The organism is Paludisphaera rhizosphaerae, assembly GCF_011065895.1.
GTDB classification, from domain to species: domain Bacteria; phylum Planctomycetota; class Planctomycetia; order Isosphaerales; family Isosphaeraceae; genus Paludisphaera; species Paludisphaera rhizosphaerae.
Window position 1 is genome coordinate 81681 of the sequence record NZ_JAALCR010000023.1, and the last position, 24811, is coordinate 106491.

The following is a 24811-nucleotide window of genomic DNA, read 5'->3' on the forward strand; positions in this document are numbered from 1 at the left end:
CGCCGCGGCCTTCGCATCACTCATCGGGCGATTCCGCATCCAGGATTCGGGCGATGTTGCGTGCACCGTGCAGGACCCGGACGACATCGATTCCGTGAGCCGTTTCCAGGTAGAAAATCAAGTGCTTCTCGAAGCCTTGCACTCGCCACCCCCGCAGGCCTTCCAGGCGTGGATTGCTGCTCTCCCGACGTTCGCCGATCCCCGGCATGTCACAGATGGCTTCCAGCGTCGCGAAAACGTGATCGTAGTACCTGAACGCCGTTTCCAGGCTGGCTTCTTGAGCCAGGTAAGCCGCCTGCTCGTCGACGTCCCTGTCGGCCGCAGGGCGGAGCCGAAATCGCGGCGTCATCGCGGGCGGATGGCTTTATCAAGCCGTTCGGCCAGCTTCTGCTTCTTCGCCGCCCAATATTCCGGCGTGACCGGTATCGGTTCGCCGGAATCCAAGCCTTCCAGCAGGAGGGCGTCGATCCGCTCTTCAGCTTTCCGCTTCTGGTCGGCACGGATCAACTCGCGGATATATTCGCTCACGCTGCTGTATCCGCCTTCCGTCACCTGCTCCTGCACGAAACTCTTCATCGATTCCGGCAACGCCACGTTCATGGTGTCCATAAAGCTGCCTCCTCTGCTCCATCTTATCGGCGTTGGCAATCCTTGTCAACCCGTTGTCATGACATGCACGCATTTTTCGCGTGGCCATCCTGATATTCGCCTGGTCTACCTAATCGACTGACCGTGGCCTCGTGGCCACGAGCCTGGGCTACCTCCCCTCTCCGGCGAGAAGCACTACGGAATCGTCGACATCGTCCGCCTACTGCTGATAAGAGGGCATTCCCTTGGCTGATGGAAGTGGAAGGCCCTTTAATAGTTCGTGTATTCTTCCGGAGACTTTGTGTAGCAACGCCTTCATTCTATTGTCGTCAAAGAAATCGGATAACGATGCCTTCTCTGGAAACTGGCTACAATCCACGCTAAGAGTGCCAATGGGTTTATTCATGGTACCAAAAGGGCGTATTGGATGGCCCGCCACGAAGATCAAATCGTCTCTAATATGTCCTAACTTCTGAATGTAAGCGTGATGTTCACTCCGGAAGGTTTTATCGATGTGCAAGCACATGAAATTCCCAGCTCTTTTCACTTTGGAAATTATGAACCAGTCCTCGATTTCTTGCATGACGCCATTGGCGGTTCCTGAACACGGGATAATCGCGTCTAAATCTGCCGTGTAGATGTCGTCAGCCGCGAAGCACGCCAAGCCAACTAATTGGGTGTCGTCAGAACTGTTGCGGTGACAGAAGGCGCGAACGGAGGCGGGATTCACACCTAATTGATCAGCACACGACCTAGCCACGACTTCTAGGAGGATGTTGATTTGCTCCTTAGCCTGATCTAGCTTTACCTTTCTGGTAGTATCAACGATCCTCACCATGTTGGCGAGTATATTGCGGTTGCAAGACTGAAAAACTTGTTCCGCATTTTCGATAACCTGATTATCGTCGGATCCTTCAAACGTCTCATAAATTACACCAGACAAATCGCTCGGAATGTGGAGATTAGGCCCCGACTGTTCTGGATTCTTAGGTACAAGTAAAGCAACGCTTCCTCGCCCATTTATGCCTGCGAAAAGTCCCAACTCGAACACCACATTATCACGCACCACAAAAACATCGTTGCCGCGAATTCTCGTGGCATCGTCCGGGGAGAAGAAGAACACTCCATACTCGCATTCATTGAATGAGGAAATCAAATTTCCAAGTATGTCTTGGTCCAATTTCTTGGTCTCAATTTTCCAAGGCCTCGTCACGATATCTGTCTGGTCGGCCCGCCTCCTGGTGTCCCGCGCGAAAGCCCTAAGAGATTGGCCAAAAGCAATAGCCGCTTCATAAGATTCGCTTGACGATCCGACAAACATCCGAACGGTCCGCATCTCGTTTCCTCACTTCTGAAGATTTCGCGGTCCGAATGCGTCTTTTAGAAGTGCGTCGAGTCGATCCTGCAACCGCCGATCCGGTTTGTCACAAATGGATACAATCTCTGCCTGTGGACCGAACTCATTGATTACTTGTCTACAGGCCCCACAGGGGGCTGTGGGCGTCTCCGTCGGAGTATAGACAATGACCATCACAATTCGGGTCAATCCTAGCGAGACGGTATGGAAGACCGCGTTTCTTTCGGCGCATATGGTCAGGCCGTAAGACGCATTTTCAACGTTACAACCAGTGATGATCGAGCCGTCCTCCGTAATGACTGCGGCCCCGACAGGAAACTTTGAGTAGGGAGCGTAGGCATGTTGACTGACGCTCTTGGCCGCGTCCACGGCCTTTCTAAAGATATCATCCGGAACCATCGATCGCCTCCTCATGACCTCTTCCCACTTTTCGCCTCTTTGCCCCACGCCGATTTAGGAAGAATTCTCTGAGGCTGGGCGTGGCAAGGTCAAGAAGAAACTGGCAAATCCGGCGGTTTGGCAGGGGGACTTGGAAAGGGGGCCAGGCTGTCTTTGGCCAGGCTGTCTTCGCCGTGGCCAGGCTGTCCGGCTAAAATGGCTGTCTTAGGTGCGTGGCCAGGCTGTCCGGCTAGAGGGTCGTGCTGAAGGCGGCGAAGGATCTGGGGATCACGGTCGTCAGCCGGCTCCGCAAGGACGCGGCGTTGCGGACGCTCCCCGGCCCCAAGCCCGTCGGCTGACGCGGCCCCGCGCCGACCTACGGCGCGAAGGTGATCGACCTGGCCAAGCGGGCCGGCCAGAAACGAGGCTGGTCGTGGGGCTGCTTTGACCTCTACGTCGGGACGGCCGTGAAGCGTTACAAGACGTTCCTGGCGACCTGGCGGCCCGCCGGCGGCGTGATCCGCGTGGTGCTGGTCGACGAGCCGACCGGCTGGCGGGCCTACTTCTGCACCGACCCGGCCGCCACGGTCGCCGACGTCCTTACCACGATCGCCGATCGCTTCAGCCTGGAGAAAGACCAATCAAACTACACCTCAAGGCGAAGGTGGAGGGGAGTCCGGGCGAGCGATTACCATCGACGTCGCGGCGCTGCCTGAGCTGGCCGCATGGTGTCGAGAACGCCTGACGGGACCGCCTGGAGCCATCTCATGTCCACCGACGCTCGCCCCGCCGCTCCCCCCCGCGCTTGACCGAGCAGGTAATCGGTGTCAGTTCGGTAATCGGTGTCAGTTCAGTTTTCTGCCTTCTTCGCTCGCACAGGTAATCGGTGTCAGTTCAGTTTTCTGCCTTCTTCGCTCGCGAATTCGGCGCACAGGTAATCGGTGTCACACAGGTAATCGGTGTCAGTTCAGTTTTCTGCCTTCTTCGCTCGCGAATTCGGCGTGCCCTGGTATCGGCTTATTCCAGACAACCGATATCACCGGCGTCATCGTCCCAAGGCGGTGCCAGAGGAGGGCGGATTCTCGAACCGAGATCGCCCGTGGCGACCACTGTTTTGATAGAGGCGCTCTCTGACAATTCGGCCGTTGGTAATGCGGGCGAAGGAAGGCCTTCTCAGCAGGGCATCGGCGAAATTCGGTCGAACGAAGCCATTTCACGGGCTGTCAATGAGGAACTAAACCATTGGCTTATAATGAGTTATAGTCGGCGTCTTCGGTTTTGCGATGGAGCGATGAAAGCCAATCGAACCCAGGCGACCCCGAATTTAGTTCAAAGATCGATGCACGACCCCCTCGCCTCTTCGCGAACGCGTCAACGTCCCTGAAACTGGACGAGCGGGGGAGTGAGACGTCACGATGAACTTGTCAAACGAACCCGCCCACCGATCTACGACGACGCATTCAAGTTTGGTGGTTGCTTAAGGTTGCGACGACGGCTTCGGTCGGGACGGGCTGCGATCGAAGCCGTTCGAACCCACCGGCTCGGTTGTGGTGGTCCTGGTCGGGAAGCGGAAGCCAAACAGGCATGACTTGGAGTCACTCGACGTCCTGGCGTGGGATATACTTGCTAGAGGCCGTGTCGCGCGCCGGGGAGGCGAGGAGCGACGGCCGGGAAGGGGCGAGGGATGTCCACCCGCTGGCGAGTCCAACCGTTCGACCGCAATCGGATCGCCGCGCTGAGTCGCGCCGCGGGGGTGGCTCCGCTGGTGGCTCAGGTGCTGCTGAATCGAGGCGTCGGCGAGCCGGACGCGGCGCGAGCCTTTCTGGAAGCCCGGCTGAACGGTCTCAACGACCCTGAACTGCTCCCGGGCGCGGTCGACGCGGCCGATCGGCTGGTCCGTGCTGTCCGCGAAGGGCGTTCGATCGTCATCTACGGGGATTACGACGTCGATGGCGTCTGCGGCGTGAGCGTCCTCTGGGCGGCGCTCAAGCTGGCCGGGGCGAAGGCGGTCTCGTATTACATCCCTCACCGGGTGCAGGAAGGATACGGCGTCAACGCCGACGCCCTCCGGAAGATCGCCGCCGAGCATCCTAGATCGCTGGTGGTCACGGTCGACTGCGGCATCTCGGCCGTGGCCGAGGCCCGGCTCGCCCGCGAGCTTGGCCTGGAATTCATCATCACCGACCACCACACCATCGGCCATGAGCTTCCCGAGGCCGACGTCCTGGTCCACCCTCGGCTCCCGGGCGGTTCGTACCCGTTCGGCGATCTCTGCGGCGCGGCGGTGGCGTTCAAGCTGGCCTGGCAGGTCTGCAAGAGCTTCGGCGACGGCAAGAAGGCGTCGCCTCACCTGCGCAACTATCTCGTCGAGTCGCTCGGGCTGGTCGCAATGGCGACGGTCGCTGACGTTGTGCCGCTTCACGGCGAGAACCGGATCCTCGTGCGACACGGCCTTGCCGGGATCATGGGAGCGCCCACTCCCGGCATGCGGGCCCTGATGCGGGTGGCCGACTGCCTGAAGCGATCGAAGGTCACCACCGGCTCCGTCGGCTTCCACCTGGCTCCTCGCATCAACGCCGCCGGCCGATTGGAGCGGGCGATGCGGGCCGTGGAGATGCTCACCACGGCCGACCACGCACTCGCCGATGAGATCGCCGACGAACTCGACGCCGTCAACCGCCGTCGCCGCGAGGTCGAGGCTGAGATCCTCCGCCAGGCTCAGGAGCAGATCCGAACCGAGGGGGGGCTCAAGGATCGCGGGGCGATCGTGCTCGGCTGCAAGGACTGGCACCCGGGCGTCATCGGGATCGTCGCCAGCCGGCTGGTGGAGATCTACCATCGGCCGACCATCCTGATCGCCTTCGGCCAGGAGTTCGCCCAGGGCTCGGCGCGGTCGGTTCCGGGCTTCAACCTCTACGAGGCCGTCAAGGAGTGCTCCGAGGGCCTGATCGGGTTCGGCGGCCACTCGGCGGCGGCGGGCGTCCGGATGCACGAGGACCATTTCCCCGTCTTCGCCGAACGCTTCTCCACCCACTGCCAGACGGTCCTCACCCCCGAGCTTCGCGAGCGGGTGCTGAACATCGACGCCGAGGTCCCCCTGGCGATGCTGAATCTCAGCGTGATCGAGGACCTGGAGAAACTTGAACCCCACGGCATGGGGAATCCCCGGCCGATGTTCCTGGCCAGCAACGTGCGGGTCGTCGGCGAGCCTCGCGCGGTGGGAGCGGACGGGAAGCACCTTCAGCTCAAGCTGGGGCAGGGGGATTCCGTCTTCAAGGCGGTCGGCTGGAGCATGGCCGAGCGGTTCAAGGGGCTTGCCCACGGCGTCGAGTGCAGCGTCGTTTTCCAGCCGAGCATCGACGAGTGGCAGGGCCAGCGCCGGGTGCAGCTTGAGATCAAGGATATGCTCGTCCCCGGCGTTCCGCCGGCGGTCGCCGAGCCGGTCGCTTCCGGCGTGGGCGTCGCGACACCGGAGAGCGTCGCCGGGGTTAGATGATCAGCCGCCGCGAGCATCGCCGGGCGGCGTCGAACCCCAGGAGCCCTACGATGAATTCGCGATTCGCGACCGCGGCCGGCATCGGCCTCGCCCTGATCGTCCTGCCCGCAGCCTCGCGCGGCCAAGAGCTGAAAGGCGTCGCCAAGCGGGTTGCGGAGATCTTCGCCGAGATCGACGTCAACCACGACGGCGTCATCGACCAATCGGAGATCGACGGCGCGAACAAGCCGGCGTTCAAGAAGCTTCTCGCCCACGGCGACGCCAACGACGACGGCAAGATCGACTCCAAGGAGTTCGAGACGCTCGCTCAGAAGGCTCTCACTGCCCGGAAGGACGCCAAGAAGGCCGACAAGCCCGCCGAGGCTGCGAAGCCCGAAGCCGCCAAACCCGACGCCCCCAAGGCCGAGATGAAGCCCGAAGTCGCCAAGCCGGAGCCCGCCAAGCCGGAGACGCCGAACGCGGCCGACGGCGAGAGGCTTGGCCAGTTCATCCAGCGCTTCCAGGCGATGGACCTGGACAAGGACGGCAAGCTCACCCGGGATGAGTTCAAGGGCCGGCCCGCCATGTTCGATCGGCTTGATACCGACCACAACGGCGTCATCGACAAGTCCGACCTCAAAACCCTCCGCGCCAAGCAGAAGGCGGGGGAAGCGGCGAAGGCCAAGGTGGACAAAGTCAAGAAGGTCAAGAAGGCCGCCGCGGCCGTCTGATCGAACCTGACGAATTGCAACGGGCCGTCCGAGGGTCGCTCCCTCGAACGGCCTCGTCGTTTCGAATCAACGGCCGAAGATCTCGCGGGCCCATCCCGCGGCGCCGATGAAGCCGGCGTCCCCGCCGAGCTCGGCGTACTCGATCCGCGTCCCCTTGGCCACGGCCGGGAAGGCCATCGACTGGACGTGCTGGCGGATGTCGTCCAGGAATCCCTGGCCGGCGGCGATCATGCCGCCCCCGAAAAGGACGATGTCCGGGTCAATGGTGTGCAAGAGGCTCACCGCGCCCACGGCCAGGTAATAGGCGGTTTCCTTCATCAGGCGGCGAGCCGCCTCGTCGCCGGCGTCGGCGGCCTCGCTGATCGCGCGGCTCGTGATCTCGTCGGGCGGGAGTTTCCGGAGCGAGCTCTCGATCGACTCCTCCTCGAGGAGTTCCTGAGCCCGCTTCACCAGGGCGGTCGCCGATGCGTAGGCCTCAAGGTGGCCGTAGGCGCCGCAGCCGCAGCGCCGGCCGTTCTGCATCTGAATGATGATGTGGCCGCACTCGCCGCCGTGGCTGTGTCGGCCCTCGATGATCTTCCCTTCGGTGATGATCCCGCAGCCGACGCCCGTCCCGAGCGTGAACAGGACCAGGCTCCGGGTGTTTCGCCCCGCGCCGGCCCAGTACTCGCCGTAGGCGGCGGCGTTGGCGTCGTTCTGAAGGACCGTCGGCTTGTCGAGCTTCGCCGCCAGCAGGTCGCGGATCGGAAGGTTGTTCCAGCCGGGGAGGTTCGGGGGCTGAAGCAGCATCCCTCGAGAAAGGTCCATCGTCCCCGGCGATCCCAGACCGACGCCCTTGATCTGCTCCCACCGCAGGCCGCTGGCTTCCACGGCGAGCCGTCCCGCTTTCGCCAGGTTTTCAACGCCGACTTCGGGCCCGCGGTCGGCCAGGGTCTCGATGCTCACAGACGACAGAGGACGACCCGTGTCATCGACCACCCCGCTCTTGATGTTCGTCCCCCCGAGGTCGATGCCCAGGTAGAACGGCGGGCGGGGATCGGACGCGTTCATGAAACTCAGCCTTTATTCTGAAGATGCGCAAGAGGGCGGGAGGTGCGAGCGGAGTCGTCGTCGTCGCAGGGCTTTAGCTTACGACGCGGCCTCCGCCCGGTCAACTCCGGGGCCGTATTCCCGAATTCTTTGGTTTTCCTCGCCTGACGGCTCAGGAAGGCCGTTTCTTACGGGCCAGAACGAAGATCGTGTGCGGGTCTCGGATCGGCGAGAGAGCCAGGGCGATCAGCTTCAGCAGCGGGAAAGTCGCGACGGTCAGCGGGTCGATCAGCGAGCGGAAGACGTGGTGCTGGATCCAGGTCACGACCGTCGAGCCGAGCGTGCCGTACCGCATCCGATCCACGGGCTCGAAGCCGTTCTCCTCCAGGACCCGTTCCAGTTGCTCCATGGTGAACCCGTTGCGGACGTGCCAGCCGTCCTCGTAGCGGGTGACGCGGATCCGGTCGGCGTTCCCCTGCCAGTCGCGGTCGGGGGTCGTGATGTAGACCAGGCCGTCCTCGTCGAGGAGGTCGTGGATCTGGCGCAGGGCCTTGGGGGCGTCGAGGATGTGCTCGATCACGTCCAGCAGGAGCACCTGATCGAACCGGCCGTGTTCGGCGGGGTCTTCGGTGAGGGTTTCCAGGCTGGCGCGACGGATGGCCAGCTCGTCCTCGGTCAGACCGAGGAAGCTGCGCATCTCCTCGCAGTGGTGCTTCTCCCAGTCGTGGATGGTGATCCCCAGGCACTTGGCCCCGCGGAGGATCGCCTGATGGGAGAAATACGCGTTGCCGCAGCCGCAGTCGAGGGTCCTGGCCGGCGCTTCGGGCGTGCCGGTCAGGAACATCCGGCAGACCTTGGATTTGTCCCGGCTGACCCAGTTGGTCCCCGGGAACATCAGGTACTTGATCCAGAGGCGGGTGCGCTTCGCCGCGGTCAGATTCTCGGTGTAGGCCCGGAGCACGGGGCATCCCTCCTAGATGTCGACTCGGCGCGACCTTTCGGCCGCAGGGGCAATCCATTGGCCCGACAGAATAATCCGGCCGCACCTCGCGGACAAGGGCAGATCGCCCGCCACGGTGTGGGAGAGTCGGAAACGGAGGCGGCTCCGAACATTCTAAGCAGGCTCGATGTGCTTCACGCGGTCGGCACCGTCCCGCCGTCGATGACGTACTCCGCGCCCGTGATCGAAGCCGCTCGCGGCGAGACGAGGAAAGCGACGAGGTCCGCCACTTCCCGTGGCTGCGCCGGCCGGCCGATAGGGATGCCGCCCAACGAATTCATCAACGCCTGCCGCGCGCCGTCATAGTCCGTCCCCAGATTCTCCGCCAACTCCTTGACCAGACCGACGGCGGCGGTCGTCTCGACCCAACCCGGTGAGACCCGGACGACGCGAACGCCCTTTGGGCTTACTTCCTTGGATAGAGCCTTGCTGTAGTTCGAGAGCGCCGCCTTCGCCGCTGCGTAGGCGATTGTGGCCTCGGGCAGAGGCATTTGTCGCTGGATCGAGGTGACATGGAGGATCACGCCCGAGCCCCGGGCCAGCATCGCCGGCAGGAGTGCCCGATCAAGGCGGACGGCGGAGAACAGGTTCAGGTCGAAGGCACGCTGCCATTCGCGATCGTCAAGCGCAGCGAAACCGCCCGCAGGCGCCGACGAACCCCCGGCCACATGGGCGACGATATCGACGCCGCCGAGGCGGTTATTCACCGCGTCGGCCACCGCGGAGCAACCCTCGGCAGTCGAGAGATCCGCCTCGACGAAATGACAGGCCTCGCCGAGCTCTTTCGGCCGCTTCCGGGCCGCGATCAGAACAGTCGCACCTTCCTCGAGCAGCCGAGAGGCCACAGCTTCGCCGATCCCCTTCGTCCCGCCCGTCACGAGGGCCCGCAGCCCTTCGAGTTCGCGTTCGCCTCCCATTGTCACCTCCGCGTTTGGTTGTCTCGGGAGGCATTATTTCCCATACTGGAACCATGGGAAGAACGGACAAAAAAGTGGGGTACTCACCCACAGGTAAGGTTGAGGACGTCACGCCGCAGATGGCGGCGAGTGGCGTGGAAAGCGCGTTCCGGATGTTGGAGGGCCGCTGGAAGATGGTGATCATCTTCCAGCTCTTCGCACGCGGGATCCTCCGCTTCTCGGAGCTGGAGAAGTCGATCCCGGGCGTCTCGCAGAAAATGCTTATCCAGCAGTTGCGCGAGCTCGAACGCGACGGCATCGTAAGCCGCACCGTCTACCCCCAGGTACCTCCTAAGGTCGAATATGGTCTGACCGAGTGGGGCAAGGCGATGTGTCCGGCCCTGGACGAGCTGCTGGAATGGGCCGCACAGCGTCCAAGGGATGTGAGAGATGAAACGCCCCGCGGCTGACCGGATGATTTCCGGTGAACGGCGGGGTAGGAAGGTGGTCTGCTGGGACGCCTTGGCTTCGCAGCTAGACCTTGAGCAACTCCCGAGCCTGATCCAGCCCCGGCGCGGGGCGGCCGCATTCGCTGGCCGTCACCCGGGCGAGGGCCACCAGTTGCCGCCAGCGGAACGCGGGGCGGGTCGAGGCGAACTCCTCGCGAACCGTGTTGTAGTACTTCTCGCCGTGGAGGGCGCCGTCCTCGCTGACCGCGTAGCCCAGCATCAGGGCGAACACCGCCGCGGGGTCGTGGCCGAGTTCCCCGTAGCGATGCACCAGGGCCGAGGCGATCTCCTGCTGATTGGCCCGAATCGCGGCGTCGGTCTCGGCGAGCAGCGTCTTGGCGTCCGTCGCCTTGATCCCGTCGAGATACTCGGCGGCCGGGCGCGGGGTCCAGCGGAGGAAGTCGGCGCCGCGGGACTGGCGATCGCGGGCGACCTCATAACCGGCCAGAATCAGGCACGCGGCCCGATTGCGAGGATTGACCACGCGAGACATGTTCCGCCAGGCGTTCACGGCGTCGCTGGCGTGGACGCCGACCGAGTCGCCGTGGACGCTTCCCGGAGGCTTGCCCGGCGCTGCGTAGCGTTCAGGACGGCCGGCGTCCCGGAGGACGAGTTGATTGGCGGCCAGCGCGATGGCTTCTCCGATCTCGTCGGGCGCGATGTCGTCGGCCAGCGCGGCGGCGACGGCCTCGGCGGCGGCGGACGGGGTCGATTCGAAGATCGTCTTGCACATCTCGGCCACCCAGGCGTCGCCGGGCCGCTTCCTACCGGTCGACGTGCGGGGGAGCCCGTAACTGTCGAACAGCCTGGGCAGGAGCGTTCGCGCCTCCCCATCGTGGCCAGGGTTCTCATTGCGGACGCAGTATCGGACGGATTGCCGGAGCATCGTGTGGGCGTGCTGAGGGCCGACGACGCTGAGAAGCTCCCAGGCGCGATAGGGAAGGACGACGCGATGGACCTCCGTGTGGTCCTCCACGGCGACGAGCAAATCGTCGAGCGCCGCGTCGGGCGAACCGGCTGCGATCGCCGCGAAGGTCCCCTCCGCGCCGACCAGGTCCTTGCGACGGACGGCTTCCCGGAGAGCGATCCCGGCGTCGTCGCCTGCCGGTGAGGCGCCGGGTTTCACCGGGTGCAAGACCTCGGACTTGCGACCGCCGTGCTCCTGAATCCGGCGCGTGTTGCGGTAGAGCACCTTCAACACCGGTAGGGCTCGTCGCGCTTCCGGCAGTTCGCTCGCCATGTGATGGGCAGGGGCGAGGGCCATCAGCGTATGGAAGCCGACGTAGTCCTCGCCGCCGAAGGTCCGGGCGTTGGCCAGCGCCGCCGCGGCGACGAGTTGTTTCAGCTCGACGCCGGCATTCAGACGAGCGACGAGAGCTGGCACGATGTCATTGGCCGCCGTCTCTTGCATCAGGCTGACGAGGGGTTCGAGCGGGCCGAAGTCGATGCGACCGTCTTCATCGGCCCCGGCTCGAGCGGTCGTCAGGCCCAGGTCGACGGCCGTCCCGAGCCCCACGCTCGCGACCAGCATCCCCCGGCCAACGCCTCCCATGAACTCGCGACGCGTCCTCGGCTTGCTCATTGGATCGGTCCTTTCCCGTGGAGAAGGTGAGATGTCGGGAGGCCCGTATCAGGATCTATCAAGCATCTTAATAGAGCGTCGCGACGCTGGCGTCCAGAATCCGTCGTCATTTTCTCGAACTAAGGAGGGCGACTCCGCGACGAGGTGGGCCGAAGATAGCAACGGCCGCTCGGCGGACGTCGTCGACCGACACGGCCTCGACGGCCTTCCTCATCCGAGCTGGATCGACGCCGAGCTGTTCGCGCCGCCCCATCGCGAAGGCCGTCCCGTACAGGTTGCCGCCGAGCGCCTGATCGGGGAGTTCGGACGTCTCCAGGAAGAAACCGAAGAAGGGTGCGATTCCCGCGATCTCATCGGCCGTCGGCTCGGTCTCGACGGTCCGCGAGAGCCAGGCGTCGAGCCGTCGACGGACCTCTTCCGGCGACTCGCCGGCCCTGGCGGTCGTCGTGACGGCGAGGACGGCGGGATCGTCGAGCAGGGGCATGTAGACCTGGGCTCCGCTGGATCGATCCATGCCGGCCTTCGTCAATCGAACGCCGAGCACAAGGTACGCGGGATAGGACGCGTCCCTCGGTTGCGGGGCGGCCGCGGCCTCGGTCACGACGGGGGCGGGCGTGATGGACTCAACGGCCTTCTCGCGGACCTCCGGCGACTGGACCGGATCGCCGGGAGGCGGTGGTGCCTCGCCGGCGGTGATCGCGCCGAAGCTCCGTTCGATCGCAGGTCGCGCGGTCTCCGGGTCGACCGCGCCTGCCAGGCAGAGGATGGCGTTACGCGGCTTGTAGTAGCGCCTCCAGTGTTCGCGGACGTCCTCGGCGGTTAGCCTCTCGACGTGTGCCGGCAGGCCTCCGCGCCGTCCTCCTCGCGGCGTGGGCCGGACGATCTCGCGGGCGTTGTTCATGGCGGCCAGCGTTGGGACGCGCTCAAACATGGCGCCGACCTCGTCGAGGAGCCGTGGACGCTCGCGGTCCAGGTCGGCGTCGGTGATCTCCAACGAGCCCATCCGCGCGGCCGCCTCGCGCAACTCGGCATCGAGTTCGCCCGCGGGGACGACCGAGGCGATAGCGGTATAGCGATCACCGGTCTGAGCGTTGCAGCCGGCCGGATAGCGACGAAAGAACGCATCCGCCGTGCGGGCCGCGATGTCGCCGGCTTTCGCCGTGACGTACAGGTGCTCGACCAGATGCGCGAGGCCGGATCGTCCCGCGGGATCGTGATCGCCGCCGACGTCGAAGAGCGTGACGACGGCCACCGTCGAGGTTCCGGCCACCGGTCGGATCATCACCCTCAACCCGTTGCCGAGTTGGAACCGGCTCGGCTCGGTCGCCTGGACAGGACTGGAGCAGCCGGCCAGGGACGACGTCAGCGCCGCCATGACGAGGAATCCCATCGCTCCTTTCGCCGTGGATCGACGGCGATACATCACGGCCGTTTGAAGGGCCGACAGGCCGACGGCGATCAGTGCGGCGATCGGGCCGCTCTTCCCGACGTGCTCCACCGCCTGGGCGAGGCCTCGGACAATCACTCCCGAGATCCCGGTCTGGCCCGCGAGCCACCTGGGGAACTCAGCGTGCGGAATCGTCCGAGGTGCGATCACGCCGCCGCCGACAGCCAGTTCCCAGGCCATGGCGAATCCGCCGAAGGCGAATTGCCAGGCGATCGCCGCGCCGCCGGCCGCGAACCATCCGATGGCCACTCCACCGACCGCGATCCCCCCGATCGCCGCGCCGCCTATCGCCAGCAGGCCGACCGCGAGCCCGCCCAGACCAACCACCCCGACCGCGACACCCCCCAGGCTGACGATCCCCACCGCCAGTCCGCCGACCGCGATGCCTCCCAGGGCCTTCCCTCCCACCGCCAGCAGGACGCCGACCGCTTCATCGCCCACGGCGATCCAGCCCATGGCGCGCCGGGGGGCCGTCGTCGGCACGATCTCGATTCCGTCGGAGTCCAGGACCGGCGGGTCGCCCACCTGGACGTCGATCAGCGGGAGACCCAGCAGCGTGAACGAACTCCGGTAGACACGCCCCTCGAACTTTCGCGAGAGGCCGCCCAGCCCGCGACGGACGGCCGTGCGGTTGGCGTCTCTCGGCAGCACGGCCGACGCGCGGGCCTCGCGCAGCCTGCGGGCCATCCGCCAGCACTCCCAGAAGATATAAGCCTGGAAGGCGACCATGAGCGTCAGCCAGGTCGGCAGGTAGTAGCGGCCCCCCGCAAGAAGCCAGACGCTCCCGACAATCGCCGCCATGAACAGGAGCGAAGCCACGATCAGGCGGCGGCCGAATCCGAGCAGGATCTCCCTTTCGGCGATGCTCTGCGCCGCCTGGGCTGGGAGCCACGTCCCCAGCCAGCCGCCGGCCATCCCGAGGAATCCTCCCGCAAGCCCGCCAATCAGGCCCGGCGTCGCCATGGCAGGGACGATGGCTCCCGTCGCGGCTGTCGCCGTCTTCGTCCCCATCGTCAGGCCGAGCCCCGCCATCACGCCCGTGGTGAAGGTCTTGCCGGGCTTGGACCGTCGCAGGCCGTCCTCGACCAGATCCGCCAGCCGATCGCGGAGCATCGCCCGCCCGCGCGCCAGGCGTTGCTTGACGGCGTCCTCCGAGAGGTCGAGCGCCTCGGCGACGTCCGCCACCGATTGGTCCTGGCGGTAGTAGAGGATGAGGGGCTCGCGGTAGAGGTCGGGCAGGTCGCGCAGCGATCCCCAGATCACGGCCGACTCCTCGCGCTGAAGGGCCGCGTCGGCGGGGTTCGGGTCGTGGCCTTCCAGGTCGTCCCCTTCGATCGTCGCGGCGTTCTTGCCGAGGTTCGACCGCCGGGCGGCGTTCGCGGCCAGGTTGCGGGCGATGCCGCAGAGCCAGGGCCGCAGGCGGGACGGATCTTCGAGCGACTCGCGGCTCCGCCAGGCGGCCCAGAACGTTTCCTGGGCCAGGTCCTCGCTCGCCGCGAGGTCGCCGCAGGCGTTGTAGGCCACGCCGGCGACGATCCCCTGATGACGGAGGACGACCCGCTCGAAGGCGTTTCGGTCTCCCGCGCAGACGCGTCGCCAGAGTTCCTCGTCGGTGGTCCGTTCATCGATCGCCGCGTTCATCGCACCGCCTCCCGAGGGACGTTTACATCCGACTCTCATCCCTGAGTGGCGCTGAGGCGGCCTCCGGTGACGGAATTCCAGGTTACGGCTTCACGGCGTCGAAATAATCGTGGAAGACTTTGGCCAGTTGCTCTCCGTAGAGCTTCCAGTTGGCGGCGGTTGGGTAGTCGTTGAGGCCGGCGATCCAGTTGCAGCTCAACTCGTGGACGAGGGCGTCGACCCCGAACCGTTGCAGCCAGCCGTCGCCGAGCGTCCCCGCGTTGCGGAACTCGGGGCTGGTGCTCCCCTCGGTGAACCAACTCTCCTTCCGCAGGAGTTCCTCGAGGGTCTTCATCCGGTCGAGGTGGCGGGCAAGGTCCGGGACGGGCGGCCGGCTGATGTGGAGCAGGCCGCGGCCGTCGTTGTGCAGTTCGAGAGCCAGATGTGGGCGTTTCCCGGCCTTGATCGAGGCTTCAAGCCACGACTCCAGGGCATGGTTCTCCGGCGCAAGGATTGGATCGGCTGGCTGGTCCCAGTTGCGGTTGAGGTCCTTCCCCAGCAGGTTGAACCGAGTCCGTCCCCGGGCGACGCCGTCCTTGTTGGCCATCGGCAGGGCGTAGACGCAGTAATTCGACAGGTACTTCTGGGCCTCGGCGTCCCCCTTCAGGAGCCGGTCGACGAGCCCCTGGAGGACCCAGTTGCCCCCCGGCTCCCAGGGATGGGCCCTCGCGCGGAGGAAGACTCGATACGGCGCGTCTTCCTTGCCCACGCGAAGGATCTCCAGCGGGCGGCCCTCGACGGTCTGGCCGATCGTCTCAATCGCCACCAGCGGGTTTCCCCGGATCGAGTCGAGCCATTTGTCGAGGTCGGAGAGCCGATAGGGCTCGCAGCGGGCCACGTGCAACTCGGGCCCCGGCATCGTCACGGTCAGCCGAACGCGGTCGCCGGGGAGGGCTGAGAGCGCAACAGGTTTCCACGTGCGACCGTCCGGTGAGACGACGGCCGACTTCAACTCGTTCGCGACCGAGCCCGGCCGGCCGTTCCAGACGTTGTCCAGATTCTTGAACTCGAGCGTGAGCGTGGCTCCCGGCTTCGCCACGATCTTGAAGTGGATGTGACCTGCCGCCCGGTTCGGCGACGCCCGCTCATGGTCATAGATGAGATGGACGAGGACCACGCCATCGGCGTCGACCTCGTACCAGAGCGGCGACGCGTTCTCGATGCTCGTGTCGATGAACTCCAGGGCGGAGGTCGGCGCCTTCGACGGCTCCTCGCCGATCGCGCCGGGCGTCATCCCCAGGTGCAGCACGACCAGCAGGGACAGGAAGAGCCCTGCGTTGGATCGGAAGCCGATCAGGTCGCGAATCGTCGCCGGTATCTGACGTTGGGTTCGTTCTCCACACGCCGCGATTCGACCCATCGGACGCAAACGCTGTGGAGTTCGGCTCTTGGAAGCGAGATCGTGCGGCCGGGATTGGGTTCGATCGACCATTTTTCGCTCTCGGGCTTCTGGGCTTCGGTCCCCGTCGCTGCGTGCGGATGACGTTGGGCCCTCCATCAAATACCATGGCCCAGGATCGGGTGCTTTGTAAGGGTGGTCCGAATTGGGGGGAGAATTCGCGCGCGGTTCGGCGCGGGATCGTCGATGGAAACTGAGCTGTCCTCGAAACGCGATCAACGGTATTCATCGGGGACCACATCGTGTTTCGGGCATGGTCGCCGGCGTCGTTCGGCGGGTCCATCCCCATGTCGTCTTTTGAAATGAAGCCTCCTGGCTGAAGCTCCCTCGTCGCTGCATCTCCGTACGCCAGGCCCTACGAGCAATCTGGAGTACGGTCGATGAAGAAGCAGTCGCGACCCCGTCGCCCACGGACGTTGGGCCAGGTCGAGAGCCTGGAGACCCGAGCCCTGTTGACGATCGCGGCGACGACCCCGTTGCCGGACGTCAGTGCGACCGCCGGTGCGGCCGCGGCGACCGTCGACCTGACGACCCACTTCGACGACTCGTCGGGAGCCTCCAACTTCGCGCTCTTCAACACGTCGCTGGGGACGATCCCCGTCCTGCTGACGCCCTCGACGACGCCGCAGACCGTCGCGAACTTCGAGAGCTACGTCAACAAGGGGGCGTACGCCAACTCGATCGTCCACCGGTCGGTCCCCGGCTTCGTCTGGCAGGCGGGCGGGTATCAGCTCTCGTCGACCAACAGCATCACGACCACGGCGACGGATTCGCCCGTGCAGAACGAGTTCAGCGCGTCGAACGTGCGCGGGACGATCGCGATGGCCAAGATGGGGGGGGATCCCAACAGCGCAACCAGCCAGTTCTTCTTCAACGAGTCGGACTCGAACGCCTCGAACCTCGACAACCAGAACGGCGGCTTCACCGTGTTCGGGCACGTCGTCGGCGATTCGGGACTGGCGGTGATGGACGCGGTCTCGAACGTGCCGGTGCCGTCGAGCAGCACGCTCTCCTCGCCGCTCGACTCGGCCCCGTTGCTGAACTACACGGCCGGATCGACGGTCCAGGGGTCGAACCTGGTCCTCATCAAGAACGTGACGATGGCCAATGAGGCGTTTTCGGCCGCCAGCGATACGCCCACGGTGGCCACGGCGTCCCTCGACGGGAACAACCTGGTCGTGACGCCGGTCTCGGCCGGGACCGCGAAGATCACCGTCGTCGGTTATGGATCGGACGGTAGCACCGCGACCGAGTCGTTCGTCGTGAACGTCGCGGCCGTTTCGCAGACGACGGACGTCGCCGCGACCTCCACGGTCGCCGACACTTCGGCCACGACGACGTCGACCACCACCTCCTCCTCCACGACGGCCGCTACTCCCACATCCGACGTGACGGCGACGGCGCGGGGGATGATTCCCAGTTCGGCGATCGCCGGCTGGTGGCTGAAGCTGCAGACGCAGGTGACGCTCACCGCGGCCTCGGGGCCCGTCTCCCAGAAGGAACGGGTCCAGTTGGTCCTTTCGCCGACGTCGGGCGTGGGCGAGGACGTCACGATCGCCTCCACCACGGCGAACGTCCGGCTCAAGGCCGCCGGCAAGCAGACTCGCGTCAATCTCGGCGCGAGGCGATTGGTCAAGACGGTGCCGGCCGGTACCTATCAGGTTCTCATCACTGTGACCGACCCCGACGGCGCGAAGTCCGTCATCAATACAGGCCAGACGATGGAAGTCCAGTCGATCACCTGATCGGGAGCGGGTCTCCTCGACGACGGCCTTCCCCCCTGGAGGGGGAAGGTGGCCCGTAGGGCCGGATGAGGGGGACGACCGGCGTCGGACGTGGTGCCGACGGGTCATTCTCGATCCCGCGCCGGTCGTCCCCCTCAACTTACTGCTGCGCGGTCTGTCTTCCCCCTCCAGGGGGGAAGACGGGTACATCGCCGCGCCTCGATGTTCAGACGGTTTCTCAGACGCGAGACACCCTCAGGCCAGGGCCTCTTTGCAGTACTGGACGCACTTGGCGACTTCGGCCACGGCCGTCGAGCCGGCGGGGACCTTGTATTCCAGCTCGATGTCGGCGGGGAAGGTCCACTTCTCCTTCTTCATGAGCTGGAGCACTTCCTTGATCGGCGTCTGGCCCTGGCCCCACGGCAGGTTCTTCTGGTCCGCCGTGCGGTCCTTCAGGTGCAGGCTGACGATCCGGTCGTGATACTTCTCCAGGACGGGGATCGGCGACTTCCCCTTGGTCCCGGCGAAGTAGTGGCCGATGTCCACGTTCAGCCCGACGTAGGGGCTGAGGCCGAGGAACGCGTCGTCGTCGAGCTTCGGGTAGTTCTCGGTGTGGTTGTGGAAGCCGAGATAGATCTTGTGCTTGTCGGCGAACGGCGCGAGCTTCTTGGCGATCGCGTCGTTCCGCTCCAGCGTGATTCCCACCGCGCCCAGGGCCTTGGCGATCTCGAAGTTCATGTCGATCGCCTCGTCCGTCGTCCCGAACGGGATTTTGTGGACGTGGATGTTGACGCCCGCGTCGTTGTACATCTTGCGCAGGGCGGCGCACTTGGCGAGGATGGTCTCGCGCTCGGAGTCCGTCAGCTTGGGCCACTTGAGGCCGACGCCCGACAGCCCGGTGTAGGCCTGGATCGGGGTCTCCTTCAATTCGACCTCGCTGAGGCCGTCGACGATGAGGGCCTTGAGGGTATCCTCGGCCGAGGTGATCTCGCCTCGGTAGCTGTACGTGTTCACGCCGATCCGCACGCCGCCGAAGACCGAGTTCGGCCGAACCGCCGGAGCCCCGAAGCTGACCTTCGGTAGAGCGGCGAGCGCGGCGGCCGTCGCGGCTCCGCCGAGGAACGAACGGCGGCTGACCGCCCCGTCAAACAGGTTTCGCGAGGACATGACTGCTCCCTTCGGGGACGTCTTCGGAGTGGATCGGGCGACTTTCCGCCGACCTGAGGTCGACCCGGATTGTACAGCCGCCGACGAGCCGCGAGAAGCAGGCCGAGCGGTACGACGCTCCAACTTCATCCCGAGAACGACAGGCGTGGATCGTATCCAGGGCTCGGTTGCGGATTCATAGGAGAATCGAGAGCGGGCGACTTCTGCCGAACATCCGGAGGCTGGTTCGCACGCGGGGCTCGCAATCCGACTTGCCGGTTCGACGGCGTTGGGCTAGAACCTTCGCGCCTGGGGGCTCGTGCGCCGACCGGGTTCGCGTCGATCGGAGACCGCGGGCGGATTTTGCATCGTCTCCAGGGAAGGTGACTCGATGCTGTTCACAGAGCCGACGTTCCTCTTTCTCTTCCTACCGATTGTGGTTCTAGTCCACGCCGCGCTGCGGCCGGGGCTGAGGAACGCCTGGCTGCTCGGCGTCAGCCTGCTGTTCTATTGCTGGGGCGAGGGCCGATTCGTCGTCCTCATGCTGGGGTCGATCACGGTCAATTACCTCTTTGGGCTGCTGCTGGGCTATCTGCAACGTCCGCTGGCAAGGAAGCTCACGCTGGCGACGGGGGTCGCAGCCAACCTGGCGCTCCTTCTCTACTTCAAATACGCGACGTTCCTGGTGGCGAACCTCGACTCGGCCCTGGCCTGGGCAGGCCTGCCGACGATCGACGTTGGGACGATCCCCCTGCCTCTGGGGATCTCATTCCTGACCTTCCACACGGTCTCCTACCTGACCGACGTCTACCGCGGGACGATCCGTCGCGAGGGGAACCCGCTCGACCTGGCCCTCTACATCATGCTCTTCCCTCACCTGATCGCCGGGCCGATCGTCCGTTACGCGGACGTCTCCGGCGCACTCAAGTCGCGGGGGCTGACGACCAGCGAGTTCGCCTACGGCATTCGACGGTTCCTCGGCGGCATGGCGAAGAAACTGCTGATCGCCAACCAACTCGCGGCCACGGCCGATCTTGTCCTGACCCTGCCCGCCAGCGAGTTGAACGCGGGCCTGGCCTGGCTGGCGACCGTCTGCTACACGTTCCAGATCTACTTCGATTTCTCCGGCTACTCGGACATGGCCATCGGCCTGGCGCACATGTTCGGGATCCGCTTCCACGAGAACTTCAACCACCCCTACTGGGCGCGTTCGGTCACCGACTTCTGGCGGCGGTGGCACATCTCGCTCTCCTCGTGGTTCCGCGACTACGTCTACATCCCACTGGGGGGGAATCGCCATGGGGCTTTCCGGACGTACGCCAACCTGATGGTGGTCTTTCTGCTCTGCGGCTTCTGGCACGGGGCGAGTTGGTCGTTCATCGTCTGGGGGCTGTACCAGGGGGCGTTCCTCGTGGTGGAGCGGCTCGGCCTGGCGAAGGTCGTGGAGCGGCTCTGGCGACCGTTGCAGCACGTTTATCTCGCTCTGGTCGTCATGGCCGGCTGGGTGATCTTCCGGATGGAGACCCTCTCCGAGGCCGGCGGGTTGCTGCGAGCGATGTGCGGCCTGGGGACGGGAGAGGGGCTTCGCTACAACGTCGGGCTGTACATGGACGCCGAGATCGTGCTGTTGCTGGTCCTGGCCGCCCTCTTCTCGACTCCGCTCCCCGGCCGGCTGCTTCAGGGGCTGTACGCCTTCGAGGAGCGGCTGGAGGAGCGCTGGGGGACGTTCGCCCCGGCTCCGATCCGCCTGGCGCGGGTCGCGGGTTGTTGTCTGCTCCTGACGCTCTGCCTGAGCTTCGTCGCCCAGAAAAGCTACAACCCCTTCATCTATTTCCGGTTCTGATCCATGAACGACCTTTCTCATCCCAGGCCGTCGAATCGTCGAGCCGACGTCCTGCTGATCGTCGGGGTTTTCGCGATCCTCGTCTATCCGTCGCTGGCCCTCATACGGGATCCGGCGGCGAAGGGCGCTCGGGGCGAGAATCGGAACCTGCAGAGCCGGCCGCCGATCCACAGGCTGTTCTCGGAGCCGTCGGCCTATGTTCAAGAGTTCCGGTCGTTCTTTGAGGATCAGTTCGCCGGAAGGCCGTCGCTCGTCTCGATGAACTCGCGGGCTCGCGTCTGGGGGCTAGGGGTCTCCACGAATCCCCAGGTGGTCCTCGGTAAGCATGGCTCGCTGTTCTACGCGGGTGATCCGGTCGTCCCCACCTACGACCTGGGGCATGAGGTCGTCAAGCAGCGTCGAATGAGGCCGCTCACCGACGCCCGCGTCCAGGCCATGCACAAGTTCTTGCTCTCGCGCAAGGCCTGGGCGGAGAGCCTGGGGGCGAAATTCATCTTCGTCGTGGCCCCGGACAAGACCACCGTCTACTCCGAGTTCACCCCCGACTGGATGGCCCCGCTCGACAACCCCAGCGTCACCGACCAGTTCCTCGATTACCTGACCGCGAAGGGGGACGTCGAGTTCATCGACATGCGGCCGGCGCTGCTCCGGGCCAAGAACGCGCCCGAGCACGAGGGGAAGCCGCTGTATTATCGCGACGACACCCACTGGAACGCCCGCGGCGCGTTCGTCGGCTACGGCGCTGTCACTGACCGGCTCCAGGAGGTCTTCCCGTCCATCCGCGCCCTTCAGATGACCGATCTGGACACGGTCAAGATCCAGCGTCCGGGGGACCTCACGATGATGCTGAAGCTGGATCCCTGGGTTCGTGAGCGGGTCTACCACGTGAAGCTCAGGCAGCCGAAGGCGAAGACGGTGCCGTTCCCCTACGACACCACCCCGGTCCCCAGCCGTCGGGGCCTTCCGAAGATGTACCAGACCGACGACGCCTCGCTCCCCAAGGCGTTGGTCTTCCATGACTCGTACATGGAAGCACTGATGGACTTCCTGGCCGAGGACTTCCGCACGTCGGTCTTCATCTGGGACCACCACGTCATCCCCAAGACCATCGGCGACTACAAGCCGGACGTCGTGCTCTACGAGTTCGTGGAGCGCAACGTCCCGTACATGATCTTCAACATCGACAAGCTGACCCCGCGCCTCGACCGCGTCGTCGTCGCCGAGGACAAGGAAGCCGCCGCCCGGGGGCGTCGCCGCTGATCAGGCCGGGCGTGGCGGATTCAGGCGAAGGCTATTTCGCCGCGGAGACGTTGTAGACCTTGAGAACCTCGTCGCCGAAGTGGTTGATGACCTTCACGGCGATCTTCCCCGTCGAGGGCGGGTCGAAGGGCTGGCTCACGGCGCTGTAGAGCTTGGACCATTCGGCCTCGTCGATCTCGGCGTGGAGGGCCTTCTTGAGCTTGTCGTAGGGGCCTTCGGTCGAGTTCTTGCCGCCGTAGAGGAAATACGCGTGGCGGACGAAGAAGCTCTGGTCGTCGTAGTCGGTGTCGATGAACCAGCAGGCGACGTCGTCGACGCCGCCGGTGCGCACGGCGCCCGTTGAGGGATCGAAGACGTCGACGCCGCGGATCTCGACGACGACCTTGCCGTCCTCGGCGCGCTTCAGCTCGAGGTCGGGCTCGCCGAAGACGGTGAACAGGTTGCCGGCGCCCGTCTTCTTGAGGAGTTCGTCGCCCATCGCCAGGTCGGGGTTCATGCGGACGGGGAGGATGCTCGTCTTGCCGAGGCGGATCTCCTTGGTCAGCTCGGCGGTCTGCTCGTGGACGCTCGCCTCGAAGGCGAAGGCGCAGATGAGCAGGAAGTCGCAGCGGCTCCCCTTCATGGCCTCGACGGCGATCTTCTTGATGTCGGCGTCGCCGATGGTGCCGAACTCGGGGCCGATGCTCACGCGGACGGACGCGCCGGTGGTGGTCTCGCCTTCGGCGTGGATGTATTCGCCGGGGAACGGGTCGAGGCGGGCGAAGGCGATGCGCTGGGACTTATCCGTTCCTTTCACGCCGGCCGTGCGGAGGTTGTCCAGGATCATCTGGCCGAACGTCGGGTTCGACACCGACGGGGGCGGGATCGTGGCGACCGGGTCGGGCGTCTCCACGGTGGGGAGGTTGCGGTGGGGGGAGAGGCTCTCCACGGTGAACGGGCCGGTCAGCCGGACGACGTTCTTGTCCTCATAGGGCTGGTCGTAAAGCGTCTCGCTCTCGGCGTGGCGGGCGATCGCCTTGTCAATCTGCTCGCGGGTCATCCCCTCCTGGATGTCCGGGTTGTTGGCGATGCTCTTGAGCGTGACGTGCGGCACCGTCCGGTAGACGAACCCCCGGTGCAGGTCGCGCCGCGGGGCCGGCGCGGCGGGGTCGGGGATCTCGGCCGAGAGTTCCGCCTGCTTCTTGCGGCCCTCGACCGAATCGGCCAGCAGGTAATACGGGAACCGGGCCGCCATCAGCCGCGTCCGTGCCAGCGCCAACGCCACCCGCGAGGTGTCGATCGTGATCCACCGCCGCCCCCATTGCTCGGCGACGTAAGCCGTCGTCCCGCTTCCGCAGGTGGGGTCGAGGACGAGGTCGCCTGGATCGGTTGTCATCAGGATGCAGCGTTGTATTGCTGTGGCCGATGTCTGGACAACATATACTTTCGGATCACTGCGACTTTGCACGCCACCTATGTCCATCCAGGCATTCATGAGCGGAAAAACCGGGAAATCATCGTGATAGCGAAGATAGCTCAGGCTGTTACCGGTGGGCAGCAGGCGGCCGGCATGTGAAAGGCGGGTTAACCCTCTGAAATCTGACTTAAATGTCCCAGCCCCTGGCGAGTATCTTTTTCCTTCGAACTCGAAGACCTTCAGATCGCCCTCGCCCGAGGGCCGCTGAGAAGTGAGCAGCTGGGGCCTGAAATGTCGAATGCTTTCTCCTTCAAGTGCGGCATCCCCAGCTCGTGCAGGACGCCGGTTGCCTTGTGAATCCTCGACGTTCGAGTAATGGTCTGCCTCATCTGATCCCAGATCACGAGGTAGATATAAGGGACGATACTTTACGTGTGATAGGTCTTTGGAGTACCAAACGAGATAATCGCAAACGTTGGATAGACGTTCGGCCCCTAGTCCTGCCGCCTTCTTGTATGAAATCAGCGAAACGAAATTCTCGCTGCCAAAAATCTCATCCATTAAACATCGTAACAAGTGAACATTCTCATCACCGATCTGCACGAAAATGCTACCGCTTTCAGTCAGCAACTCGCGTGCAACCGTCAATCGATCCCGCATGTACGTCAGATAACTGTGAATCCCCAACTCCCACGTATCACGGAAGGCCTTGATCTGCTCCGGCTGTCGGGTGAGGTCTTCGGCCTTGGCGTCCTTGACGTCGCGTTTGCGGGTGGAGACTTGCCAGTTGCTGCCGAATTTGATGCCGTAGGGGGGGTCGAAGTAGATGCACTGGACCTGGCCGCGGAGTCGTTCCTTCTCGGCGAGGCTGGCCATGACGAGGAGGCTGTCGCCGAGGATCAGGCGGTTGGTCCAGTGCTGGTCGTGCTGGTAGAACTCCAGCTTCTGGGCGAAGTCGTCCAGGCCGTTGAAGTCGGCGAAGAGGTCGAGCTGCTTCGCCGCGGCGGGGCCGGAACCGGCCAGGCTCGCCCGGCGTTTGAGATCCTCGACGATCGCCTGGGGGTGGATCTTCTCCTGGACGTGGAGCGGGACCGTGGGGACCTCCAGCGGGGTCGCGTCCTGCTCGTCCTTCCCCTTCCAGACGAGCTGAGGGTCCAGCGAGCGGTCCCGGTTGTAGACCGCCCGGCCGATCCCGTCCTCGCCGAACGCGGCCGTCTCCCGCGTGGGGATGTTGGCCCGTCGATCGGCGACGTGCTTGTGGGAATCCACGGGGACCGACGCGGGGGAGGATGCGGCCTTCTTCTTCGCCATCGGGACACCTTCAGGGCGTGAACGGGTCGTTGGGCCAGCGTGTCACTGCAAGTCAGCCAT

The 24811-nt window shown here is 64.8% G+C and carries 19 protein-coding genes; 7 read left to right on the plus strand and 12 right to left on the minus strand.

The genetic code is table 11. The features are described from left to right. Nucleotides 1-16: 16 nt before the first annotated feature. The 4 genes from G5C50_RS24595 to G5C50_RS24610 form a co-directional block, all read right to left on the minus strand. Nucleotides 17-349: a type II toxin-antitoxin system RelE/ParE family toxin gene (locus G5C50_RS24595; protein ID WP_165073618.1), complete on the minus strand. Its 333-nt coding sequence runs from the start codon at nucleotides 347-349 to the stop codon at nucleotides 17-19. Continuing rightward, nucleotides 346-609, minus strand: a complete 264-nt coding sequence (locus tag G5C50_RS24600; RefSeq protein ID WP_165073619.1) for a type II toxin-antitoxin system ParD family antitoxin — start codon at nucleotides 607-609, stop codon at nucleotides 346-348. Before G5C50_RS24600 ends, G5C50_RS24595 begins: the two co-directional genes overlap by 4 nt. A gap of 199 nt (nucleotides 610-808) precedes the next feature. Continuing rightward, nucleotides 809-1924 carry a TIR domain-containing protein gene (locus G5C50_RS24605; protein ID WP_165073620.1) on the minus strand — a complete coding sequence of 372 codons (1116 nt, stop codon included), beginning with the start codon at nucleotides 1922-1924 and terminating at the stop codon, nucleotides 809-811. A 9-nt stretch (nucleotides 1925-1933) separates the two neighbouring features. Next, a complete protein-coding gene (locus G5C50_RS24610) occupies nucleotides 1934-2344 on the minus strand; it encodes a cytidine deaminase (RefSeq protein WP_165073621.1) in 411 nt (136 codons plus the stop codon). A 368-nt stretch (nucleotides 2345-2712) separates the two neighbouring features. Between G5C50_RS24610 and G5C50_RS24615 the strand changes: the two genes are divergently transcribed. From G5C50_RS24615 to G5C50_RS33055, 3 genes are all read left to right on the plus strand, one after another. After that, nucleotides 2713-3039 (plus strand): hypothetical protein, encoded by a 327-nt coding sequence (locus tag G5C50_RS24615; RefSeq protein ID WP_206107837.1) that lies wholly within the window; start codon nucleotides 2713-2715, stop codon nucleotides 3037-3039. A 968-nt stretch (nucleotides 3040-4007) separates the two neighbouring features. Continuing rightward, nucleotides 4008-5819 (plus strand): single-stranded-DNA-specific exonuclease RecJ, encoded by a 1812-nt coding sequence (gene recJ / locus G5C50_RS24620; protein WP_165073622.1) that lies wholly within the window; start codon nucleotides 4008-4010, stop codon nucleotides 5817-5819. 50 nt (nucleotides 5820-5869) lie between these two features. After that, complete coding sequence (locus tag G5C50_RS33055; RefSeq protein WP_165073623.1) at nucleotides 5870-6529, plus strand: EF-hand domain-containing protein; 660 nt, start codon at nucleotides 5870-5872, stop codon at nucleotides 6527-6529. 66 nt (nucleotides 6530-6595) lie between these two features. On the opposite strand, the gene G5C50_RS24630 is transcribed toward G5C50_RS33055, so the two are convergent. From G5C50_RS24630 to G5C50_RS24640, 3 genes are all read right to left on the minus strand, one after another. Then, nucleotides 6596-7579 (minus strand): ROK family protein, encoded by a 984-nt coding sequence (locus G5C50_RS24630; RefSeq protein ID WP_165073624.1) that lies wholly within the window; start codon nucleotides 7577-7579, stop codon nucleotides 6596-6598. Nucleotides 7580-7730: 151 nt separating this feature from the next. Continuing rightward, nucleotides 7731-8519, minus strand: a complete 789-nt coding sequence (locus tag G5C50_RS24635; protein ID WP_165073625.1) for a class I SAM-dependent methyltransferase — start codon at nucleotides 8517-8519, stop codon at nucleotides 7731-7733. A gap of 173 nt (nucleotides 8520-8692) precedes the next feature. After that, on the minus strand, nucleotides 8693-9475 hold the full coding sequence (locus tag G5C50_RS24640; RefSeq protein WP_165073626.1) for an SDR family oxidoreductase: 783 nt from the start codon (nucleotides 9473-9475) through the stop codon (nucleotides 8693-8695). 53 nt (nucleotides 9476-9528) lie between these two features. Between G5C50_RS24640 and G5C50_RS24645 the strand changes: the two genes are divergently transcribed. Next, nucleotides 9529-9924 carry a winged helix-turn-helix transcriptional regulator gene (locus G5C50_RS24645; protein WP_165073627.1) on the plus strand — a complete coding sequence of 132 codons (396 nt, stop codon included), beginning with the start codon at nucleotides 9529-9531 and terminating at the stop codon, nucleotides 9922-9924. A gap of 64 nt (nucleotides 9925-9988) precedes the next feature. Here the strand turns inward: G5C50_RS24645 and G5C50_RS24650 are convergent, their stop codons facing one another. From G5C50_RS24650 to G5C50_RS24660, 3 genes are all read right to left on the minus strand, one after another. Beyond that, nucleotides 9989-11545, minus strand: a complete 1557-nt coding sequence (locus tag G5C50_RS24650; protein ID WP_165073628.1) for a hypothetical protein — start codon at nucleotides 11543-11545, stop codon at nucleotides 9989-9991. A 106-nt stretch (nucleotides 11546-11651) separates the two neighbouring features. After that, a complete protein-coding gene (locus G5C50_RS24655) occupies nucleotides 11652-14633 on the minus strand; it encodes a sigma-70 family RNA polymerase sigma factor (RefSeq protein ID WP_165073629.1) in 2982 nt (993 codons plus the stop codon). An 82-nt stretch (nucleotides 14634-14715) separates the two neighbouring features. Next, a complete protein-coding gene (locus G5C50_RS24660; RefSeq protein WP_165073630.1) occupies nucleotides 14716-16032 on the minus strand; it encodes a M14 family zinc carboxypeptidase in 1317 nt (438 codons plus the stop codon). A gap of 419 nt (nucleotides 16033-16451) precedes the next feature. Between G5C50_RS24660 and G5C50_RS24665 the strand changes: the two genes are divergently transcribed. Next, nucleotides 16452-17816: a peptidylprolyl isomerase gene (locus tag G5C50_RS24665; protein ID WP_240907350.1), complete on the plus strand. Its 1365-nt coding sequence runs from the start codon at nucleotides 16452-16454 to the stop codon at nucleotides 17814-17816. 234 nt (nucleotides 17817-18050) lie between these two features. On the opposite strand, the gene G5C50_RS24670 is transcribed toward G5C50_RS24665, so the two are convergent. Further along, nucleotides 18051-18962 (minus strand): sugar phosphate isomerase/epimerase family protein, encoded by a 912-nt coding sequence (locus G5C50_RS24670; RefSeq protein WP_165073631.1) that lies wholly within the window; start codon nucleotides 18960-18962, stop codon nucleotides 18051-18053. Between the two features lie 370 nt (nucleotides 18963-19332). Here G5C50_RS24670 and G5C50_RS24675 point away from each other — a divergent pair, with 370 nt between their 5' ends. Next, a complete protein-coding gene (locus G5C50_RS24675; RefSeq protein ID WP_165073632.1) occupies nucleotides 19333-20784 on the plus strand; it encodes an MBOAT family O-acyltransferase in 1452 nt (483 codons plus the stop codon). Between the two features lie 3 nt (nucleotides 20785-20787). After that, nucleotides 20788-22044: an alginate O-acetyltransferase AlgX-related protein gene (locus G5C50_RS24680; protein WP_165073633.1), complete on the plus strand. Its 1257-nt coding sequence runs from the start codon at nucleotides 20788-20790 to the stop codon at nucleotides 22042-22044. Nucleotides 22045-22075: 31 nt separating this feature from the next. On the opposite strand, the gene G5C50_RS24685 is transcribed toward G5C50_RS24680, so the two are convergent. After that, entirely contained in the window at nucleotides 22076-24751 is a 2676-nt protein-coding gene (locus G5C50_RS24685) for a site-specific DNA-methyltransferase (protein ID WP_165073634.1), read from the minus strand. Between the last annotated feature and the right edge of the window lie 60 nt (nucleotides 24752-24811).

Excerpts from the sequence above, each read along its gene's own strand:
- G5C50_RS24655 (WP_165073629.1), bottom strand. The coding sequence starts at position 14,633 with ATGAACGCGGCGATCGATGAACGGACCACCGACGAGGAACTCTGGCGA.
- G5C50_RS24685 (WP_165073634.1), bottom strand. The coding sequence starts at position 24,751 with ATGGCGAAGAAGAAGGCCGCATCCTCCCCCGCGTCGGTCCCCGTGGAT.
- G5C50_RS24680 (WP_165073633.1), top strand. The coding sequence starts at position 20,788 with ATGAACGACCTTTCTCATCCCAGGCCGTCGAATCGTCGAGCCGACGTC.
- G5C50_RS24610 (WP_165073621.1), bottom strand. The coding sequence starts at position 2,344 with ATGGTTCCGGATGATATCTTTAGAAAGGCCGTGGACGCGGCCAAGAGC.
- G5C50_RS24665 (WP_240907350.1), top strand. The coding sequence starts at position 16,452 with ATGAAGAAGCAGTCGCGACCCCGTCGCCCACGGACGTTGGGCCAGGTC.
- G5C50_RS24640 (WP_165073626.1), bottom strand. The coding sequence starts at position 9,475 with ATGGGAGGCGAACGCGAACTCGAAGGGCTGCGGGCCCTCGTGACGGGC.
- G5C50_RS24630 (WP_165073624.1), bottom strand. The coding sequence starts at position 7,579 with ATGAACGCGTCCGATCCCCGCCCGCCGTTCTACCTGGGCATCGACCTC.
- recJ (WP_165073622.1), top strand. The coding sequence starts at position 4,008 with ATGTCCACCCGCTGGCGAGTCCAACCGTTCGACCGCAATCGGATCGCC.
- G5C50_RS24595 (WP_165073618.1), bottom strand. The coding sequence starts at position 349 with ATGACGCCGCGATTTCGGCTCCGCCCTGCGGCCGACAGGGACGTCGAC.
- G5C50_RS24600 (WP_165073619.1), bottom strand. The coding sequence starts at position 609 with ATGGACACCATGAACGTGGCGTTGCCGGAATCGATGAAGAGTTTCGTG.
- G5C50_RS24605 (WP_165073620.1), bottom strand. The coding sequence starts at position 1,924 with ATGCGGACCGTTCGGATGTTTGTCGGATCGTCAAGCGAATCTTATGAA.
- G5C50_RS33055 (WP_165073623.1), top strand. The coding sequence starts at position 5,870 with ATGAATTCGCGATTCGCGACCGCGGCCGGCATCGGCCTCGCCCTGATC.
- G5C50_RS24645 (WP_165073627.1), top strand. The coding sequence starts at position 9,529 with ATGGGAAGAACGGACAAAAAAGTGGGGTACTCACCCACAGGTAAGGTT.
- G5C50_RS24670 (WP_165073631.1), bottom strand. The coding sequence starts at position 18,962 with ATGTCCTCGCGAAACCTGTTTGACGGGGCGGTCAGCCGCCGTTCGTTC.
- G5C50_RS24650 (WP_165073628.1), bottom strand. The coding sequence starts at position 11,545 with ATGAGCAAGCCGAGGACGCGTCGCGAGTTCATGGGAGGCGTTGGCCGG.
- G5C50_RS24675 (WP_165073632.1), top strand. The coding sequence starts at position 19,333 with ATGCTGTTCACAGAGCCGACGTTCCTCTTTCTCTTCCTACCGATTGTG.
- G5C50_RS24660 (WP_165073630.1), bottom strand. The coding sequence starts at position 16,032 with ATGGGTCGAATCGCGGCGTGTGGAGAACGAACCCAACGTCAGATACCG.